General features: G+C 61.2%; 17 protein-coding genes. 2 read left to right on the forward strand and 15 right to left on the reverse strand.

What is annotated here, in order from left to right:
• Positions 1–249: 249 nt before the first annotated feature.
• The 5 genes from sixA to B5T_RS13195 form a co-directional block, all read right to left on the reverse strand.
• Positions 250–714, reverse strand: a complete 465-nt coding sequence (sixA, locus tag B5T_RS13175; RefSeq protein WP_014995002.1) for a phosphohistidine phosphatase SixA — start codon at positions 712–714, stop codon at positions 250–252.
• A gap of 2 nt (positions 715–716) precedes the next feature.
• Positions 717–1,742, reverse strand: a complete 1,026-nt coding sequence (locus B5T_RS13180; protein ID WP_014995003.1) for an NAD(P)H-dependent glycerol-3-phosphate dehydrogenase — start codon at positions 1,740–1,742, stop codon at positions 717–719.
• A gap of 128 nt (positions 1,743–1,870) precedes the next feature.
• Complete coding sequence (gene htpG, locus B5T_RS13185) at positions 1,871–3,748, reverse strand: molecular chaperone HtpG (protein WP_014995004.1); 1,878 nt, start codon at positions 3,746–3,748, stop codon at positions 1,871–1,873.
• A 349-nt stretch (positions 3,749–4,097) separates the two neighbouring features.
• Positions 4,098–4,997: a TIGR01777 family oxidoreductase gene (locus B5T_RS13190; RefSeq protein ID WP_014995005.1), complete on the reverse strand. Its 900-nt coding sequence runs from the start codon at positions 4,995–4,997 to the stop codon at positions 4,098–4,100.
• Positions 4,994–6,523, reverse strand: coding sequence for an LSm family protein (locus B5T_RS13195; RefSeq protein ID WP_014995006.1), 1,530 nt, complete (start codon positions 6,521–6,523; stop codon positions 4,994–4,996). The genes B5T_RS13190 and B5T_RS13195 overlap by 4 nt, the downstream gene beginning before the upstream one ends.
• Positions 6,524–6,875: 352 nt before the next feature.
• Between B5T_RS13195 and B5T_RS13200 the strand changes: the two genes are divergently transcribed.
• Complete coding sequence (locus B5T_RS13200; protein ID WP_014995007.1) at positions 6,876–7,115, forward strand: PA3496 family putative envelope integrity protein; 240 nt, start codon at positions 6,876–6,878, stop codon at positions 7,113–7,115.
• A 112-nt stretch (positions 7,116–7,227) separates the two neighbouring features.
• Here B5T_RS13200 and B5T_RS13205 read toward each other — a convergent pair whose 3' ends face one another.
• The 6 genes from B5T_RS13205 to panB form a co-directional block, all read right to left on the reverse strand.
• Entirely contained in the window at positions 7,228–7,635 is a 408-nt protein-coding gene (locus B5T_RS13205) for a DCC1-like thiol-disulfide oxidoreductase family protein (protein WP_014995008.1), read from the reverse strand.
• Between the two features lie 73 nt (positions 7,636–7,708).
• Entirely contained in the window at positions 7,709–8,461 is a 753-nt protein-coding gene (locus B5T_RS22330) for a DUF4328 domain-containing protein (protein ID WP_014995009.1), read from the reverse strand.
• A gap of 31 nt (positions 8,462–8,492) precedes the next feature.
• The gene (locus B5T_RS13215; protein WP_014995010.1) at positions 8,493–9,053 is read right to left on the reverse strand and encodes a GNAT family N-acetyltransferase; all 561 of its coding nucleotides are present in this window, start codon (positions 9,051–9,053) and stop codon (positions 8,493–8,495) included.
• Positions 9,054–9,079: 26 nt separating this feature from the next.
• On the reverse strand, positions 9,080–9,871 hold the full coding sequence (locus B5T_RS13220; RefSeq protein WP_014995011.1) for an enhanced serine sensitivity protein SseB C-terminal domain-containing protein: 792 nt from the start codon (positions 9,869–9,871) through the stop codon (positions 9,080–9,082).
• Positions 9,872–10,245: 374 nt separating this feature from the next.
• Positions 10,246–11,097: a hypothetical protein gene (locus B5T_RS13225; protein WP_041717025.1), complete on the reverse strand. Its 852-nt coding sequence runs from the start codon at positions 11,095–11,097 to the stop codon at positions 10,246–10,248.
• A 129-nt stretch (positions 11,098–11,226) separates the two neighbouring features.
• Positions 11,227–12,012 (reverse strand): 3-methyl-2-oxobutanoate hydroxymethyltransferase, encoded by a 786-nt coding sequence (gene panB / locus B5T_RS13230; protein WP_022996014.1) that lies wholly within the window; start codon positions 12,010–12,012, stop codon positions 11,227–11,229.
• 225 nt (positions 12,013–12,237) lie between these two features.
• On the opposite strand from panB, the gene B5T_RS13235 reads away from it, so the two are divergent.
• Positions 12,238–13,509 (forward strand): serine hydrolase domain-containing protein, encoded by a 1,272-nt coding sequence (locus tag B5T_RS13235; RefSeq protein ID WP_014995014.1) that lies wholly within the window; start codon positions 12,238–12,240, stop codon positions 13,507–13,509.
• Between the two features lie 126 nt (positions 13,510–13,635).
• On the opposite strand, the gene sucD is transcribed toward B5T_RS13235, so the two are convergent.
• The 4 genes from sucD to odhB all read right to left on the reverse strand — a co-directional run bounded on the left by sucD (position 13,636) and on the right by odhB (position 18,564).
• Positions 13,636–14,511 carry a succinate--CoA ligase subunit alpha gene (gene sucD / locus B5T_RS13240; RefSeq protein ID WP_014995015.1) on the reverse strand — a complete coding sequence of 292 codons (876 nt, stop codon included), beginning with the start codon at positions 14,509–14,511 and terminating at the stop codon, positions 13,636–13,638.
• Positions 14,508–15,677, reverse strand: a complete 1,170-nt coding sequence (sucC, locus tag B5T_RS13245; protein ID WP_014995016.1) for an ADP-forming succinate--CoA ligase subunit beta — start codon at positions 15,675–15,677, stop codon at positions 14,508–14,510. The genes sucD and sucC overlap by 4 nt, the downstream gene beginning before the upstream one ends.
• Positions 15,678–15,838: 161 nt before the next feature.
• Complete coding sequence (gene lpdA, locus B5T_RS13250) at positions 15,839–17,278, reverse strand: dihydrolipoyl dehydrogenase (RefSeq protein ID WP_014995017.1); 1,440 nt, start codon at positions 17,276–17,278, stop codon at positions 15,839–15,841.
• 65 nt (positions 17,279–17,343) lie between these two features.
• Positions 17,344–18,564 carry a 2-oxoglutarate dehydrogenase complex dihydrolipoyllysine-residue succinyltransferase gene (gene odhB / locus B5T_RS13255; RefSeq protein ID WP_014995018.1) on the reverse strand — a complete coding sequence of 407 codons (1,221 nt, stop codon included), beginning with the start codon at positions 18,562–18,564 and terminating at the stop codon, positions 17,344–17,346.
• Between the last annotated feature and the right edge of the window lie 4 nt (positions 18,565–18,568).

Here is an 18,568-nt window from a genome sequence, read left to right on the forward strand (position 1 = left end):
GTCGAGCTACCGCCCCAGGGTTTTGGCCGACCCGGCTGGCGAACGGTCTCCCCGTGTTGGAAGTATTCGCTTGCAGGGCAAGCTCCTACAGCGGCTTCGTGGCATGGTCTGTAGGAGCCAGCCCTGCTGGCGAATAGGGCTCCCGGCGTTTTCGGGTATTCGCTTGCAGGCAAGCTTCCCACAGTGGCTCCGTGGGAAACGGTCGGATGGCGCTCTGCTTTAGCCGCGAAGGGCGTGGGGTATCGTGGATCAGCAGGGCCGTTCTGGCCCGCGCAGCCATAGCAGGCGGGCGCCGTTGGCGGCGGCCACGTCCACATCCAGCGCCGCCACCGAGCCGACCCGGAACGCCGGACGGGAGCACGGCTCACCAATCCAGGTGGCGGTGAGCAAGGACACCAGCGGCATGTGGCTGACCAGGACCAGGTTTTCCTGCTCCGGCTGCAGCATCAACCACTCCAGAAACCGCTCCGGCTGCGCCTCGGGCACCAGGTAACCGCAGGATTCCTGTTCCATGCCGCCGAACGCCTGAGCGATGCACAGCGCGGTCTGCTGCGCGCGCCGGTAGGGGCTGGCCACCATGCGGCCCACGCTGACCCCTTCCTCACGCAAGGTTTGCCACAGGGACAACACTTCCGCCCGGCCCCGTTCGGTCAGCGGGCGCTCCGCGTCGGTGGGGGCCTTGGCCACCGCTTCACCATGACGGCACAGGTACACTCTCAAGACGAGGCTCCGTGGAAACTGAATTCCACATCGTGTTTGTGTTCACCGCTCATCAGCCGCACCACCATGGTCTCCAGCGGCTGATGATCGTAAATGATGTCGTAGAGCGCGGTGGCCAGCGGCATATAGACCTGCAGTTCCCTGGCCCGCTCCGCCACCAGCTTGATGGTGTTGATCCCTTCCGCGGTCTGTCCAAGGTCCGCCACCGCCTGTTCCAGCGACTTGCCCTGCCCCAGCTCGTAACCGACCCGGTAATTGCGCGACAACGACGAGGAGCAGGTGGCGATCAGATCGCCTACCCCGGCCAACCCCAGGAAGGTCAGTGGATTGGCGCCCAACCCCACGGCGAAGCGGCTCATCTCCGCCAACGCCCGGGTCAGCATGAAACTGCGGCTGTTCTCGCCAACGCCAATGGCCGCCGCCATCCCGGACGCCACCGCGTAGATGTTCTTGAGCGCCCCGCCCAGTTCCACACCATACAGGTCCGGATTGTCGTAGACACGAAAGTAATCGCAGCTCAGGGCTTTCTGGATGGTGGCGCGCAGTGCCTCGTCACCACTGGCGATGACGGTGCCGGTGAATTTGCGTTCGACGATCTCCCGCGCCAGGTTGGGGCCACTGAGTACCCCGACCCGGGTGTGCGGCCATTCGCGCTGCAACACCTGGCTCATCAGCAGGAAACCGTCCTCCAGGATACCCTTGGTGCAACTGACCACGATGGTGCCGTCCGGCACCCAATGGCGGGCCTGGCCGAGGACCTCGACAAAGGCACTGCTGGGGACGGCGACGAACACCAGATCGGCGCCCTTGAGCACTTCTTCCAGGCTCTCGGAAGCCACCACTCCGGCCGGCAGGGCCTGCCCTGGCAGATAGCGCGGGTTCTCACGGTCCTCATTGATGGCCGCGGCGGTTTCCGGATCGCGCACCCAGAGCCGGGTGCCGTGGCCGTTTTCCGCCAGGATACTGGCCATGGCGGTACCGAAGCTGCCGCCACCGAGAATGGCCGCGGTATGTTGCGTCATGCAGGGCATCCTTTGTCCGGCGGCACGACCCCGGCCGCGCCGCGAATTTCCGGCATCATAAGAGCCTGGGCCGGATCTTTCCACCTTAGGCCACTTTCCTGCTCCCGGTCCGTCGTCCGGCCTTCCTATCAGGCCCGTTCGGCGCGATCCTGCAGCAGTTGATTCAAGCGCCGCGCGGTGGCCGCCGGATCCTTCGGCAACTGCCCCTCGGCCAGCAGCGCCTGATCCAGCAGTAGCTGAGTCAGTTCGGCAAAGGTATCGCCGTCCTCGATCTCGGCCATGCGCTGCATCAACGGATGGGACAGATTCACCTCCAGGACCGGCTTGCTCTCCGGCACCGGCTGCCCGGCGGCTTCCAGCATCATGCGCATCTGCGGGCCCAGCTCGTCGGCACCGAGCACCAGACAGGCCGGGGACTCCACCAGCCGAGCGGTGGCGCGCACCGCTTCCACCTGCTCGTTGAGCACGTCGCCCAGACGACCCAGCACCGGCGCATCCTGCTGCGGATCTTCCGCTTTGTCGTCTTCATCGCCGGGCATGTCCAGCTCACCGCGCGCGGCGTTGACCAGGGTGTAGCCCTTGTACTCGGTGAGGAAGCCCATCATCCATTCGTCCACCCGCTCGGCCAGCAGCAGCACCTCGACACCTTTCTTGCGGAACACTTCTAGGTGCGGGCTGTTCTGCGCGGCGCTCAGGCTGTCGCCCAGCAGGTAGTAAATCCGTTTGTTCTCTTCGCCGGCACGTTCGATGTAGTCATCCAGCCCCACGCTCCCCGGCGTTGGCGAGGTGGAGGAAGCAAAGCGCAGCAAACCGGCGATGGCTTCACGGTTATCGCCGTCCTCGCCGATCCCTTCCTTGAGCACCTGGCCGAATTGTTGCCAGAACGTGGCGTAGGCTTCCTGGTCACCGCTCAGCTTGCGCAGCATCTGCAGTACCCGCTTGGTCAGCGCCGCGCGGATCTTGCGCACCGGACCATAGTCCTGCAGCAATTCACGGCTGACATTCAACGGCAAGCCCGGCGCATCCACCACGCCTTTGATGAAACGCAGATACAGGGGCAGAAACTGTTCGGCGTCGTCCATGATGAACACGCGCTGAACGTAGAGCTTGAGCCCCCGGCTGGCTTCCCGGTGGTACAGATCGAACGGTGCCCGCGGCGGTACGTACAACAGGCTGGTGTACTCCAGGTTGCCTTCCACCCGGTTGTGACTCCAGGTCAGTGGATCCTGGAAGTCATGGCTGACGTGACGATAGAAGCTCTGGTATTCGTCGTCGCTGATCTCCTGGCGGGGGCGCTGCCACAGGGCGATGGCGGAATTGAGGGTTTCCAGCTCGGTGGCGCCCTCCTCTTTCTCGTCACCGGCCGGCACCGCCATGCGGATCGGGAAGGCCACGTGGTCGGAATACTGCCGTACTATGTTGCGCAACTTGCCGGTGTCGACGAAGTCCTTGGCGTCGTCACGCAGATGCAGGGTAATGCGGGTACCACGGTGCGGCACCGTCAGAGTTTCCACACTGAACTCGCCCTGGCCGTCGCTTTCCCAGCGCACGCCCTGCTCCGCGCTGTCTCCGGCCCGGCGGCTTTCCACGGTGACCTTGTCGGCGACGATAAAAGCGGAATAGAAACCGACGCCGAACTGGCCGATCAGTTGCGCGTCTTTCTTCTGATCACCGGTGAGACTGGCGAGGAATTTCTCGGTGCCGGAACGGGCGATGGTGCCCAGGTTCTCCACCACTTCCTCGCGGTTCATGCCGATGCCGTTGTCACTGATGGTCAGGGTGCCGGCGTCGGCGTCCACCGCCAGATCGATGGCCGGCTCCGGGTCTTCCTCCAACCACTCCGGGTGATCCAGCGCGGCGAAGCGCAGCTTGTCACAGGCGTCGGAGGCGTTGGATACCAGCTCACGCAGGAAAATTTCCCGGTTGCTGTACAGGGAATGAATCATCAAGTGCAACAGGCGGGACACTTCCGCCTGAAAACCACGGGTCTCGCGGTCACTGCTCATCGAGGGGTTCTCCGTTTTGTTGTGGGGTTCCGCCTTGGGATGGGAGAAAAATAGGGGTGGCGGCCAGTATTTCAAGGGGGTGGGCGCCGAACCAGCACATCATGGTCCGCTTACCCGTTATTGGCTGCCAAGGCAGCTTGCCACTGACGGGTCTACGAAGCCGCTGTAGGAGCCAGCCCTGCTGGCGAATCGGGCTGCTTCCAAAGAATTCGCCAGCAGGGCTGGCTCCTACAGCGGCCTTGTAGCGACCTCTGAGTACATGTTTCCAAGGCCGGTAGGCAGGCTCTAAGCGTACCAGCGAATTGTGAGACCGCCGAGGCCACGAACCACAATGCCCTCTCCACCGGAGTCACACCAGATCGGCCAGGGCCTGCTCAAGATGGGGATAGCGGAACACGAACCCCTGCTCTTCCAGTCGGCGGGGATAAGCGCGCTGCCCGCCGAGCATCAGCTGCGACATCTCGCCCAGTGCCAGTCTCAGCACTGGCGCCGGCATGACCCAGGGCGCCGGCCGCCGCACCGCCCGGGCCAGGGTGTGATGAAATTCGCGCTGGGTCACCGGCTCCGGTGCGGTACCGTTGAACACCCCTTCGACGCCGGGAGCGGCCAGCGCCCGGGTCAGAATCGCCACCAGATCATCCCGGTGGATCCAGCTCAGCCATTGTTCCCCGTTGCCCAGACGCATCCCCAGGCCGAGCCGGTAAGCGGGCAACAGCCTGGCCAGCATGCCGCCGTTGGCGCCCAGCACCACGCCGGTACGGACGATCGCCAACCGTATGCCCAGACCGGTGACCTCACGGGCCGCCTGCTCCCAGGCATCGCAGAGCCGGTAACCGAAGTCCTTGCGCCGGGCGGAGCTGCGTTCGGTCAGCTCGGCGTCACCGGCATCGCCATAGAAGCCCACCGCCGAACCGCTGACCATCACCGCCGGCGGCTGCCGCAGACGGCGCATCAGCGGCACCAGGTCCCGGGTAAGGCCGACCCGGGAGTCCAGCAACCGCTGTTTGCGCGCCGCACTCCAGCGACGGCTGAACAGGCTTTCGCCAGCCAGATTGACCACCGCATCCAGCGCCTCGTCGTCGGCGATGTCATCGAACGAGGCGATGATCCGGGTGCCGGGCGGGCATGACGCCAGCGCCCGTTGCTGGCTCTGGCGACTGAGCACCACCAGCCGGTGACCGAGACTGTGCAGATGATGTCCCAGGGCGCCACCGATAAAACCGGTGCCGCCGGTCATCAGGATATTCACCGAACCGCCTCCATGGACACAATGTCGGGTAGTGCATGGAAGTATTCCACTGTGCCGGCACCCACCGGCACAGTCAAAGTAATACGCCCGCCTTCCACCGCCTGCAAGCGTCCCTCCTGGGTTTTGCCGTCCCCGGTGGTAACCCGTACCTGACGCCCCAGCAGCGCCTGATAAGGCACCTCCGGGGCCACCGGGTCATCGCCCGGCGCCACCGCCGACGGCGTATCGGCAACGGAGGGCGTCGCCACTTGCCAGCGGCGGCCATCGTGGCTGCCCAGGCTGTCGATGTGGGCGCCGTCCACGGCGATTTCGGCGTTGCCGGCACCCAGCGCCAGGCGCAGCCAGAGCCGATCGCTGGCGACCCGGGTCAGCACACCGGTGCGCTCCCGGCCACTGCTTTCGCGCACCGTCAGTTCGGTGCCGGTCAGTGGCGCTAGCGCTAGCAAGTCGGTCAGCGGCTCCGAGGTGTCCGGTCCCCGGGGTTCGGCCGATTCCGGCGGCCGTGACGGTTCCGGCGACGGCTGGCGGCCCCCGGTCATGGAGCCCGGTGTCACCGCCCACCCCACCGGGTTCTTCTCCAGGCCGAGCTGACGCCGCCCACCGCCGCCATCGGAGCGGGTCAGACGAACCTCCACCCGGCCCTCGCCGGCGGCACGGCGCAGGGTCACATTTTCCACTTCCACGTTTTGCAGTACCCCGGCGGGGAACTGGGTCTGCAAATACTGCTCCGCCACCCAGGCCAGGGTGTCCGGGTGATCAAACGCGGCGTCCACCTTGCCGTCCCGGTAGCGCAAGTGATTGGGGCGGGCGGTGAAGTCCCCCACCAGATAGCTGTTTTTCTCATCCGGCAAGACCAGTTGAATGGTGCCGCTGAAGCCGCTGCGATCCCGTGGCGCCAGCGCCAGATCAAGGCGGTAGCCGTTACGGATGATGCGCGTTTCCGGGTATTGCTGGCCGGCGGGCGTCCAGGAAAGATGCACTTCCGGTCCCTGTTCTTCCCAGGGCGACACCAGCAAGGTACGGCGTTCGCGGATCGCCTCCGCCGGCCAGTTCAAAAGCAGACTGACGGACAGCTCCGGCAGCACACCGTCCCCCTGGTGTACCGTCAAAACACCGTTGACCAGGGTCACCTGAGGGGTTTTCAGATCGGTGCCGTGCAACCGGCCGGTGAGCGGATGCCCCTCGCCACGGGCCATCAGCAGTGCCGCTTCCGAGGAGCGTACGAAGGGGCTGCTGGTAATGTCGGCGCCGCCGCTCACCACCTGGCCGGGCATCAGGGGAATCGTTGCGTTTTCGCGGTAGTCCACGTACATCAGCCCCAGGCCCGCCAGGGTGATCACCAGCCCCGCCACCCGCAGCAACGCGAGCCGGCCATAGGCCTCCCAGTTCTCCTGCACTTGTTGCAGGCCCGCCACCGGCAATACGAACAGGACCAGGCTGTGGCCGCGCCAGGCCGCCTGCCTGATCAGCCCCACCGTGGCCATGACCGCCATGCTGACGCCCACTACCACCAGCCAATCCGCCATTGTCTTTTATCTCCCCAAATCCCGGGTCCATGCCGCTCGCGACCGCCCAAAAGGCCAGCTTACAAAGCCTCCCCGGAGCCCGCCAGCGTTTCCCCCGCCATCGGGGGGTGGAGATCCCGGGCTTATGACCAGGGTCACATAGCGCCGGCACCGGAAGGCCTCCGTACAGACCCGTGTCCCCCCGATGGAGACACCCATCCCCGGTTGATCCGCGATGAACAAAAAAAATACTTGTATCGGGGAAAAACAGAAGTTATATAGGCGCTGAGGTCGTCGGGTTGGGAGTTCCGTTCACGAAGTCCCCCTTGGCACCCGGTTGTTTACGGCGCTTTCGTTACCGAAAGGAGGCCCCATGAGTAACCGCCGCGCTGACCGTGACTATGAATCGGAAGATCTGCTGATGAATGATGATTTTGACCTTGTCGATGACGACAACGATGAGGAACTCCAGGAGGAACGCAGCGCCCGCGCTCGCAGTTTCAACATGGATATGCGTCATCGTATCGAGGATCGGCTGGAGGAGCGCCGTCTGAAACGGGAGCTTAGCGAGTACGAGTTCCTTGATTTTGAAGACGACGATACTCTGCACTGAACCTCACCGGCCTCCGTCGCCCTTCGGGGCTGACGGAGCCCGCCGGTATCCTTCATTTTTTGTTCATCTTTTTCTGTTTTTTCGCAGGGTTGCCCTGCCATGGCGCCGTGACCTAAAAACGCTCGTTGTCCGCCTTGCCAAGGTTATTGATTTTGCTTTTCCGTAATGCCTTGAGTAACAAGTTACGCAGGGCACGCAGCACCGGGTACAACACGGATGCCATCCTGGGAGAACGGAACATCCAGTAATTCAAGCGGTTGAACAGCCCGGAACGGCTGCCCATCAACGCCAGCGCGTGGATGGCGTCGGCACCATAATAGAGTTGCTCTCCGACCTTCAACACCATGCCCTGATCAATGTCCCAGCCACGGGCGGTGATCTCACTCAGAATCTCAGTGTCCTCGCGCGCGTCCACCAGTTGCAAGGGGCCGACGGCATCGCGCAGGCGAACCCAGCGGCAATAGTTGTCGCAGGCGGGACATTGTTTGTCATAGACCAGCACCACATTCGGTTCCGCCATAATCCCCTCCAGCGTCTGTCTTTCTCACATTGTCAAAACAACGTTCGTGCAGGGCAATGGCAGAGCCGGTTCTTCACGCCGTACGATTTACCCCCCATGCCTGCTCGGCGGACATGGCGCCGGACCGCTGCATGGCATGGATACGCCGGATCAATACGATCAACGCGAAAGCCAGCGGTATCTCCAGAAAGTCGGCCACCAGCGTCACTTGACCAAGGAGCAGGTAATCATCCACGGAATCCGCATGACGAGCCAGTTGTATGATGGCCGACCCGAGCATCAGGGACAGCAGCCACATCCCCCACCATACCGGCATCAGCATTGGCGTGGATTGACGCCGCCAATCGGCGGGGGCGGCACTGGCGCGCCAGATTTCCTTCATCGCCTGAAACGGCTTCCACATACTGAGCACGGGAATGAAGTACCAGCCCACCGCCCAGCCCGGCGTGAATCGCATGTCCCGCGCCCCCAGCCTGCGGCAGTTCTGATTGGCGCGGTAGATCCAACGGGCCACCAGAATCACGGCGGTGAACAGAACGAGGGTTTGCACCAGGCCAACCACGCCCTGGCGAATGGCCGTGGTCTGAATAGCCTGATCGCTTAACACCACGCCGTCGCGGATCCGGATCAACAGTCGATATTCCAGCAATCCGGAGATGACCGCCACCGCCGCCATGGCCATATCCGCGTACAACAAGCGTATGGCCCATTTGGTCAGCCCACCGGTGTCAATCAACGCCTCCGGTTGCAGCGGTTTTTCCGACAGATCCGCCCGCGGCGGTGCGTAAGGCGTCCCCTCCCCCTGATTCGGGCTTCCCTGTTCCATTTATCCGCTTCCCTTTTGGTTCGACTATTCGCTAGCGTCGGCGCCAGTGCCCGGCGGACAGCCGGTAAAGACAGTGCTCCCGTATTGGCATGCCTTCCGGCACGCTGGGATGGTCGAAGGTTTCCTCCTGCCGCTCCATGCCCAGCCGCTCCATCACTGCCTGGGAGCGGTAATTCAGTACGCTGGTGAAGGCAACGATTTCCTCCAGCTCCAGGTTGTTAAAACCGAACTCGAGCACCGCTCTGGCGGCTTCCGTGGCATAGCCGTTACCCCAGGCATCGCGGCGCAGACGCCAGCCGATTTCCACGCAGGGCTGGAACGGCAGCATGACGTTGGGGATATTGAGGCCGACAAAGCCCAGAAACCGCTTCTGTTGCTGTTGCTCCAGCGCCCAGAAGCCCCAGCCGCGTTCGGCGATCAATGCCTCGCAATGATCCGCCATGGCCTGGCTCTGCGCCTCGTTCATGGTCTCGGGGAAGAATTGCATCACTTCCGGGTCCGCGTTCATAGCCGCGAACGGAGCACGATCCGCGGGCCGCCACTGGCGCAAACGCAGACGCTCGGTGTTCAGTTCGGCAACCGGTTGTTTCATCACTCCCTCCGAGGCAATAGTCTCTCTCAGGCGTTTCCAGCCTTGAAAAAAATGCGCGGCCGGGATCCCCGGCGACGCTGATAAAACGGCTCCACCTGCTCCACGAAATAGCGGCTGAGCCGTTCGTCATTCTCCGCGATCCGATACAGATCCACCGCCTTCCCTTCGCTCACGGTGTCACCAATGACCTGACCGCATTCGCGCATCACCGGCTCGATGTCGCCTTCCGCCTCGATACCGACCACCAAGGAGGGGTGCTCGCTGACGGAGCGATCATGCATCAGTGTCAGAAAGGCGCGTTTCACATTGCCGTGCTTGACCAGAAGTTGGGTCAGGGAATCCACTATTCTGGCCGGATATTCGGCCGGCTGTCCCAACAGCACCTCGGTATCCTGCTCCACCGTGCGTTGCTCCGGCGCACCGCCAACACCGCCGTTCAGCAGCCCCCGCACTTCCGCCGACACGAACTCCTTGCCGTGGGGCAGGCGCGGGTTGAGATAGAGAGTCGCGCCCTCGGTCATCTCGAACAAGGAACGGGCCGGCAGCGCCAGGTAGGATTGCTCCTCCTCAATGGCTTGCTGCAACAGCTCCAGGGACGAGAAGAACGGAATCGCCGAGCTCCCGTCCTGCTTCTCCCATTGCGCCAGATTGACCTGACTGCCGGCCTCCAGGGTGGTCTGCCCACCACCGCCATTGGCGGTGCCCAGCACATAGACCGTGGATTCCAGCAGCCGCTGGTAGAACTCCGGCCGGTGAGCCGGTTCGCTGGCTGCCAGCCGCAGCAGGCGTTCCAGATCGTTTTCTTCCCTTTCCGTCATCAACGACATCCTGTATGTCATGCCGACAAAGGAAGGACATTAGCATAAACCGTCCGTTTCTCGCCTCATGGTGCCCGCACCAGCCTCCCCGGACCATTGCATGGCAAGGAAAAACGTCCGCCAAGCGGAGAAAAGTAGTACGAGAGCATCAAGGAAACGCAAACCGTTCTCGACAACTATCTGACGCGCCACAACAGCAAATGCTCTTATCAAGGGAGCGACATGAAGGGACAAACACTCAATGCCGTGTTCTTAAAAGACTTCCCAAATAAGAAAATCGTTGCAAAACGCCGTGCAAACGGCACAACTGAAACTGCCCGTCAGAAGGGGGCTGTCAGGTAATAACCATCACTGTACAAACCATCACAGCACACTTATAGCAGAACTTTATTTTCTCTAACAAAATCAATGTTACTCCTCCCCAAGAAACGATTACATTCACTCATAATCCTCTTTGTTTCATTGATTTTTTTCTCAAACTGACTCGCCCAGCGATTCCATTTTCGCAACTCTTCATAACTCAAAAGCTCGGACTTTAGACTTTTAAAGGCTTCCAGGTCTTGGCCAAGATCATGAAGAACATATCGACGCATGGTTTTATATTCTGCAACTGCTGACAAGCCTTGAATCACGCCGACCATTTCTCTTTTAGTTGAGGTGTTACCGCCAAGCTCCTGTGCGACCTCCCTTTCCTTACTCGTTAGTAATATCTCTTCATAAAGGAACGGGTCTTTCCGTTTCGCTCTTTGAATAAGAGCTGATGAAATTTTTTCATCAAATAGCCTTGTCAAGTATGAGTTAACTCTTTCATATAGATATTCAGCTTTCCCTTCACCATCTCTTAGCTTTGATATTTCCTCAATGACCCTCTTGGTGATTTCGTTCTGTTTTTTATCAATATTTTCTCTGAACCGTTGAGCATTAGTGTCTTTCTTGAACGTTGTTTCAAGCTCTTTAAACTCAACACCAAATATTCTTTGTCCACACTTGTTGCCAATATTTGTCTCAACACCTCCTTCACATACAACCAAATAGCCCTTGCTGTGAGGAGTCCTGCAACTACTAATGCCACAGGGCTCTTTAGTTTCAATGTGATATCGTCCGATAATACTTTTCAGTTTCACTTTATCAGCATTGATTGTTTCCACATATCCAGGCCTTTCTAGAACCTCTTGCCACCTCTCAATCTTTACAAGTGACTTTCCTTCCTCGCTAATCAAAATCATAACGTCCCTCCACAATTCCAAAGGGACACTATAAATACTGTCCTAACGTACAGTCCAGTCAGTTGCTATAACTTTTCTTTAGACTTACATTTTTATGATATAAAATGCATAAAAATACCTTACCCAAGTTTAGGCTTTCCCTGAGCCGGGGAAGGCAATGATATTGTTGGGGAACTCACGGGAGGCCACCTCACCGGCGAAGTCCTCCGCCACCTGCAAAATGGTACGGCTGACGTGGGCGTACTGCTTGGAGAACGGCGGCCAGTAATCGCCCAGTCCCAGGGCATCATTGATCACCAGCACCTGGCCGTCGCAGTCCGGACCGGCACCGATACCGATGGTGGGAATCCCCAGGGTGTCGGTGAGCGTCGCGCCCAGATCGTAGGGAATGTGTTCCAGCACGATCATGAAGGCACCCGCCTCCTGGATGGCGATGGCATCCTCCAGCACCTGCCTGGCTTCCTGTTCCGTGCGTCCCACCTTGGTGAAGCTCTTGGCGGTTTGCGGAGTCAGGCCGGTGTGTCCGACCACCGCGATACCGTTGTCCACCAGATGCCGGATCACCTCGGTCTTGGCGCCCTCCAGTTTTACGCTGTCCGCGCCGGCGGCGATCAGGCGGCGGGCGTTCCACAGCGCGGTGTCCGGATCCTTGTCGGTCAGGTAGGGCAAGTCACCGATGATGTGGGTTTCCGGCGCGCCACGGCGTACGGCACCGACGTGATAGGTCATGTGGTCGATGGTCACGTCACGGGTGCTCTCGAAGCCCATCTCCACCATGCCCACGGTATCCCCCACCAGGATCACCGGAATCGATGCCCGTTCCACCGCCCGGGCCACCGGGCAGGTATAGGCGGTCAACATGGCGATGGGCGTCCGCCCTTTCATTTCCATCAAAGCCTGTGCGTGCTTTTTCATCACAAACCACTCCTCCTGAAAACCGGAGCTTGAGCTAATCATGTTCCGCCGCGACAGACAATACGGGTGCGCCACCGCCCGTTGAAAAGCATGGAGACAGCCTTATCGCCCTATCTTCACGACGCCGATATCGTGCAAAATGCTTGCACGATGGCGGCTGATTCCCCAGCGCGGCCAGCAATTCCACGATGGCCACGCCGTCGTCATGAGTTGGAGAAAAACAATATGTTCGATCTGGTGACACCGGAGCTGGTGGGAATCTCAAGCAATCGATTGGAGCGCGTGGCCGACTGGATGCGGACGCTGGTGGCATCGCGGCGGCTGGCCGGTATCAGCGTACTGGTTTACCGGCGCGGGCACTGCGCCTGGTTTGGCGGTGCAGGCCACCTGAAAACGGATCAGCAGCAAAAGATCGCCGAAGATACCCTCTTTCGTATCTACTCGATGACCAAGCCGATCACCAGCGTCGCCGCTATGATGCTCTACGAGCAGGGCCTGTTTCAGCTCGATGATCCGATAGCAAAATTTTTGCCTGAGTTCACCGACATGCAGGTCTGTGTGGGCGGGGACGAGGAGAATCCCAAGCTGGAACCGGCGCGCAGCCTGATCACCATGCGGCAACTGCTGACACACACTTCCGGGCTGGCCTACGATTTCACCAGCATTCCACCGGTGGATGCCCTGTATCGCAAGCACGGCATCAACTTCAGCCGACATCACGGTTCACTGGCGGAAATGACCCGGCAGGCGGCACGAATGCCGCTGCTCTTCCACCCCGGCACGAAGTGGAACTACAGCATCTCCACGGATGTGCTGGGGCGGGTGGTGGAGGTGATTTCCGGACAATCACTGGATCGCTATTTCGAGGAACATATCTTTGCTCCTCTGGGCATGAACGATACCGCCTTCTGGGTCGCCGAAGATAAATTGCACCGGCTGGCGGAGATGTACACCCTGGCTGGCGCCACGCCGCCACGCATCAAGGGCGAGCCCACCGAAGTCACCCCTGACCCGCGGGGCACGCTGGAAGTCAGTGGTGCGTCCGGTGGCCGGCAATTCACTCAGCCACCCAAAATTTTCTCCGGCGGCGGTGGTCTGACCTCCACCACCGGCGACTACCTGCGTTTCGCTCTGATGCTACGCAATGGTGGCAACTTCAACGGAGCACGCCTGCTGGGCCGCAAGACCGTGGAATTGATGCACAGCAATCACCTGCCCGGCTCGATGGCCGACATGGGCGAACCCCGTTTCAACAATACTCACATGGGGGCCGGGTTGGGATTCGGTCTGGGTTTTGGCGTGGTACTCAATCCGGCCTTGGCTCAAACCATGGGTTCGGTGGGCGAGTATTTCTGGACCGGCATGGCCAATACCCAGTTCTGGATCGACCCCAGTGAAGACCTGATCGTCATCCAGATGGCCCAGATGATGCCGTCCACGCTGGTACCGATCCGGCAAACCCTGCGCTCACTGGTCTATCAGGCGCTGATTGACTGAACCTCAAAAAGCATCGCGGCCCGTGGGCCGCTCCCGCGAGAGGTCGAAATCTCCTGCGGGAGCGGCCCACGGGCCGCGATGACATTGGCGCTGGCGGCCGGACTCAAGGTCCGGCACCACCTGGCCTTACCAGCCAGTGGCTTTCTTCACGCCTTCGCCGATTTCCGCCGGGTTGCGCACGGTGACGACACCGGCGGCTTCCAGGGCAGCGAATTTTTCGTCCGCGGTGCCCTTGCCACCAGCGATGATCGCACCGGCGTGCCCCATGCGCTTGCCCGGAGGCGCGGTGACACCGGCGATGTAGCTGACCACCGGCTTGGTCACGTGCTCCTTGATGTAGGCAGCGGCTTCATCTTCCGCGGTACCGCCGATCTCACCCACCATGACGATGGCTTCGGTCTGCGGATCGTTCTGGAACATTTCCAGCGCATCGATGAAGGTGGTGCCCGGAATCGGATCACCACCAATACCGATACAGGTGGACTGACCGTAACCCAGCTTGGTGGTCTGGTTGACCGCTTCGTAGGTCAGGGTACCGGAACGGGAGACGATGCCCACTTTACCCGGCTTGTGAATGTGACCGGGCATGATACCGATCTTGCACTCGCCCGGAGTGATCACGCCGGGGCAGTTCGGGCCGATCAGACGCACACCGCCCTTGCGGGTGATGTATTCCTTCACGTACAGCATATCGAGAGCCGGAATGCCCTCGGTGATGCAGACGATCAGCTCGATACCCGCGTCGGCCGCTTCCAGAATGGAGTCCTTGCAGAACGGTGCCGGTACGTAGATCACGGAGGCGGTGGCGCCGGTTTCCTTGACCGCGTCGGCCACGGTGTTGAAGACCGGCAGGCCCAGATGGGTCTGACCGCCCTTGCCCGGAGTCACGCCGCCGACCATCTGGGTACCGTACTCGATCGCCTGCTCGGAGTGGAAGGTGCCCTGACTGCCGGTGAAACCCTGGCAGATCACTTTGGTGTTCTTGTCGATCAATACGCTCATTTGGCACCTCCCGCCGCTTTCACCACCTGCTCGGCGGCGTCATCAAAACTCTTGGCGGCGATGATGTTCATGCCGCTGTCGGCCAGCTTCTGCGCACCCAGCTCGGCGTTGTTGCCTTCCAGACGCACCACCACCGGCACCTCGACGCCCACTTCTTCCACGGCACCAATGATGCCTTCGGCGATCAGGTCACAACGGACGATACCGCCGAAGATGTTCACCAGAACCGCTTGTACCTGGTCGTCGGAGAGGATGATCTTGAACGCTTCGGTGACACGCTCTTTGGTGGCACCGCCGCCCACATCCAGGAAGTTGGCGGGCTGGCCGCCTTTGAGTTTGACCAGATCCATGGTGCCCATGGCCAGACCGGCGCCGTTCACCATGCAGCCGATGTTGCCTTCCAGGGCCACGTAGTTGAGTTCCCACTCGGCGGCGCGACGCTCACGCTCGTCTTCCTGGGAAGGATCTTCCAGCGCCTTGATGTCCGGGTGGCGGAACAGCGCGCTGCCGTCCACGTTGATCTTGGCGTCCAGGCAGTGCAGATCACCCTGCTCGGTGACCACCAGCGGGTTGACCTCGATCAGCGCCAGGTCCTTGTCGTCGAACAGTTTGGCCAGGCCGGTGAAGATCTTGGCGAACTGGTTGACCTGCTTGCCTTCCAGACCCAGCTGGAACGCGATTTGACGGGCCTGATACGGCTGCGCGCCGACCAGCGGATCCACTTCCGCCTTGAGGATTTTCTCGGGGGTTTCCTCGGCGACTTTCTCGATTTCCACGCCGCCCTCGGTGGACGCCATGAACACCACCCGGCGGGTGGCGCGATCCAGTACCGCGCTCAGGTACAGTTCCCGGGCGATGTCGGTGCAGGTTTCCACCAGAATTTTGGAAACCGGCTGACCGTGCTCGTCGGTCTGGAAGGTGACCAGACGCTGGCCCAGCCATTTTTTGGCGAATTCAGCCGCTTCTTCCGCGCTGTCCACCAATTTCACACCACCGGCCTTACCACGGCCGCCGGCGTGTACCTGGGCCTTGACGACCCATTTGTCACCACCAATTTCCTTCGTTTTGGCGGCTACCTCTTCGGGGGTGTCGCAGGCGAAGCCTTTGGAAACCGGCAGGCCGTAATCAGCAAACAGCTGTTTCGACTGATACTCGTGGAGGTTCATGCCATTAATTCCGTCGTTGATGAAAGATCAAAAGGCGGGACGGCGTGGCACGCCAACAACCGACCAAGTTCCGCGTTTGCGCCGACGGCTCCCGCGGGAGCGCGGCGGTGCAAACACACTAAGTCCGGTATCGGCCAGCGCGGCACGCCGGGGCCCGACTCTTATTTCTTGCGGCGCCGTTGCGCCACGTGGATGGCCTTGTAATCCGTGGCCAGAGCCGCCTCGTGCACGGTCTCGGACAGGCTCGGGTGACCGAACACCATCAATTGCAGGTCCTCGATGCTGGCGCCGAATTCCAGGGAAATAACGCCCTGTTGCACCAGTTCGGAAGCCTGGGGACCAAGCACGTGCATGCCCAGAACGCGGTCGCTTTTCTCGTCCACCACGAACTTCACCATACCGGCGGATTCACCGGCGGCCAGAGCACGCCCATTGGCGGCGAAGGGAACTGCCCCGGTTTTGTAGGGCTCCCCGGATTCCTTCACTTCTTCCTCGGTTTTACCTACCCACGCCACTTCCGGGTGGGTATAAATCACCCCGGGGACGGCGTCGTAGTTGACCTGGGTATGCTCACCCGCGATCACCTCCGCCACCATGACCCCTTCTTCAATGGCCTTGTGGGCCAGGGCCGGACCGCGCACCAGATCACCGATGGCGTACACACCGGGGACGTCGGTACGGCACTGGTTATCCACGTAAATGAAGTTACGCTCATCCAGGGTCACACCGGCGTCCTGGCTGAGCAGGCCTTCGGTATAGGGGCGGCGGCCAACGGCCACAATCAAACGATCGAAAGTTTCTTCGTGTTCGCCGTCACCATCGGTATAGGTAACGCGAACGGAATTTTTGTTTTTCTTACTGCCAGTGACCCGGGCACCGAGGTGAATGTCCAGGCCCTGCTTGGTGAACTGCTTCATCGCTTCCTTGGCGATTTGCTGATCCACCGCCGGCAGGAAGGTGTCCACGGCTTCCAGCACGGTCACCTGGCTGCCCAGGCGCGCCCACACGCTGCCCAGTTCCAGGCCGATCACGCCGGCGCCGATCACGCCCAGTTTCTTGGGCACGCTGGTGAATTCCAAAGCACCGGTGGAGTCGACGATGATCTGCTGGTCCACTTCCGCCACCGGGATATCGATCGGTACGGAACCGGCGGCCAGGACCACGTTTTCCGCTTCCAGGGTCTGCTCGTCGCCTTCCAGCGGCTTGAACACCACCTGCTTGTTGGCTTTGAGCTGGCCGGTACCTTGCAGCCAATCCACTTTGTTGGCCTTGAACAACTGGGCGACACCGCCGGTCAGTTGCAGCACGACCTTGTCCTTGCGCTGCAGCATGGTGTCCAGATCCAGGTTCAGTTTGCCAACCCCGATACCGTGATCGGCGAAGGCTTCCTCGGCTTCATGGTATTTCCAGGAAGAGTCCAGCAGCGCCTTGGAGGGGATACATCCCACGTTCAGGCAGGTGCCGCCGAGAGCCGGGTCGCCCTGCTTGTTGATGCGCTTCTCGATGCAGGCGGTCTTGTAACCCAATTGCGCGGCGCGAATCGCGGCGACATAGCCACCAGGCCCGCCACCGATGACGATGACATCGTATTTCTCTGACATAACCAGTCCCTATATGCGTCGGGGCCACCGGCGCGGGGCGCGGGGCCCCGGGCCGGCGCCGGGAATCAGATGTCCAGCAGCAGCCGTGCCGGATCCTCGATGAAGTTCTTCACGGCGACCAGGAATTGCACCGCTTCCTTGCCGTCGATGATCCGGTGGTCATAGGACAACGCCAGATACATCATCGGCAGAATCTTCACTTCGCCATCCACCGCCATCGGTCTTTCCTGGATCTTGTGCATACCCAGGATGGCGGTTTGCGGCGGGTTGAGGATCGGCGTGGACAGCAGCGAGCCGAAGACACCGCCGTTGGAGATGGTGAAGGTACCGCCGGTCATGTCCTCGATGGACAGCTTGCCGTCCCGGGCCTTGGTACCGAACTCGATGATCTGGGATTCGATTTCGGCCAGCCCTTTCTGGTCGGCGTCGCGCATTACCGGCACCACCAGACCACGATCGGAAGACACCGCCATGCCCACGTCGTAGTAACCGTGGTAGACGATGTCGTCACCGTCGATGGACGCATTCACCGCCGGGAAGCGTTTCAGCGCTTCCACGCAGGCGCGGGTGAAGAAGCTCATGAAGCCCAGGCGCACGCCGTGGGACTTCTCGAACTCGCTTTGATAGTGCTTGCGCATGTCCATGATCGGTTTCATGTTGACCTCGTTGAAGGTGGTCAACATGGCCGCGTCCTGCTGCGCCGCCACCAGCCGTTCGGCGATGCGCTTGCGCAGGCGGGTCATCGGTACGCGGCGTTCCTCGCGCTCGCCGGCGGCCGGGGCGGGAGCCGCCGCCGGCGCGGGCGCACCGCCGGAAGCGGGCTGGCTCTGCTGCTTGTTGGCCAGCGCCTTTTCCACGTCGTCCTTGGTGATGCGGCCCTTGGCGCCGGTGCCTTTGACGTCCGCGGCACTGAGACCGTGCTCGCTCATCAGCTTGCGCGCGGCCGGCCCGGCCTGAGCGTCGCCATCATCGTCACCGCTTTGTGCTTCGGCGGCCGGCGCCTCGGCTTGCGGTTTTTCTTCAGCGGCAGCGGAGGCGGACGCACTGGCGCCTGCTTCCAACTGTCCGAGCACTTCCTGACTTTCCACGGTGGTGTCTTCGCCCTTGATGATCTTGGTCAGCACACCGTCCATCGGAGCCACTACTTCGAGGACCACCTTGTCGGTCTCGATGTCCACCAGCAGCTCGTCGCGTTTAACCGCCTCGCCTTCTTTCTTGTGCCAGGTGGCTACCGTGCCATCGGCCACGGATTCCGGAAATTGCGGGGCTTTGATATCTGTCGCCATGCCT

It is taken from the genome of Alloalcanivorax dieselolei B5 (assembly GCF_000300005.1).
Taxonomy (GTDB): domain Bacteria; phylum Pseudomonadota; class Gammaproteobacteria; order Pseudomonadales; family Alcanivoracaceae; genus Alloalcanivorax; species Alloalcanivorax dieselolei.

Coding starts and splice junctions, on each gene's coding strand:
- B5T_RS13180 (WP_014995003.1), bottom strand. CDS start 1,742: ATGACGCAACATACCGCGGCCATTCTCGGTGGCGGCAGCTTCGGTACC.
- htpG (WP_014995004.1), bottom strand. CDS start 3,748: ATGAGCAGTGACCGCGAGACCCGTGGTTTTCAGGCGGAAGTGTCCCGC.
- B5T_RS13195 (WP_014995006.1), bottom strand. CDS start 6,523: ATGGCGGATTGGCTGGTGGTAGTGGGCGTCAGCATGGCGGTCATGGCC.
- B5T_RS13200 (WP_014995007.1), top strand. CDS start 6,876: ATGAGTAACCGCCGCGCTGACCGTGACTATGAATCGGAAGATCTGCTG.
- B5T_RS13205 (WP_014995008.1), bottom strand. CDS start 7,635: ATGGCGGAACCGAATGTGGTGCTGGTCTATGACAAACAATGTCCCGCC.
- B5T_RS22330 (WP_014995009.1), bottom strand. CDS start 8,461: ATGGAACAGGGAAGCCCGAATCAGGGGGAGGGGACGCCTTACGCACCG.
- B5T_RS13215 (WP_014995010.1), bottom strand. CDS start 9,053: ATGAAACAACCGGTTGCCGAACTGAACACCGAGCGTCTGCGTTTGCGC.
- B5T_RS13220 (WP_014995011.1), bottom strand. CDS start 9,871: ATGACGGAAAGGGAAGAAAACGATCTGGAACGCCTGCTGCGGCTGGCA.
- B5T_RS13225 (WP_041717025.1), bottom strand. CDS start 11,097: ATGATTTTGATTAGCGAGGAAGGAAAGTCACTTGTAAAGATTGAGAGG.
- panB (WP_022996014.1), bottom strand. CDS start 12,012: ATGAAAAAGCACGCACAGGCTTTGATGGAAATGAAAGGGCGGACGCCC.
- B5T_RS13235 (WP_014995014.1), top strand. CDS start 12,238: ATGTTCGATCTGGTGACACCGGAGCTGGTGGGAATCTCAAGCAATCGA.
- sucD (WP_014995015.1), bottom strand. CDS start 14,511: ATGAGCGTATTGATCGACAAGAACACCAAAGTGATCTGCCAGGGTTTC.
- sucC (WP_014995016.1), bottom strand. CDS start 15,677: ATGAACCTCCACGAGTATCAGTCGAAACAGCTGTTTGCTGATTACGGC.
- lpdA (WP_014995017.1), bottom strand. CDS start 17,278: ATGTCAGAGAAATACGATGTCATCGTCATCGGTGGCGGGCCTGGTGGC.
- odhB (WP_014995018.1), bottom strand. CDS start 18,564: ATGGCGACAGATATCAAAGCCCCGCAATTTCCGGAATCCGTGGCCGAT.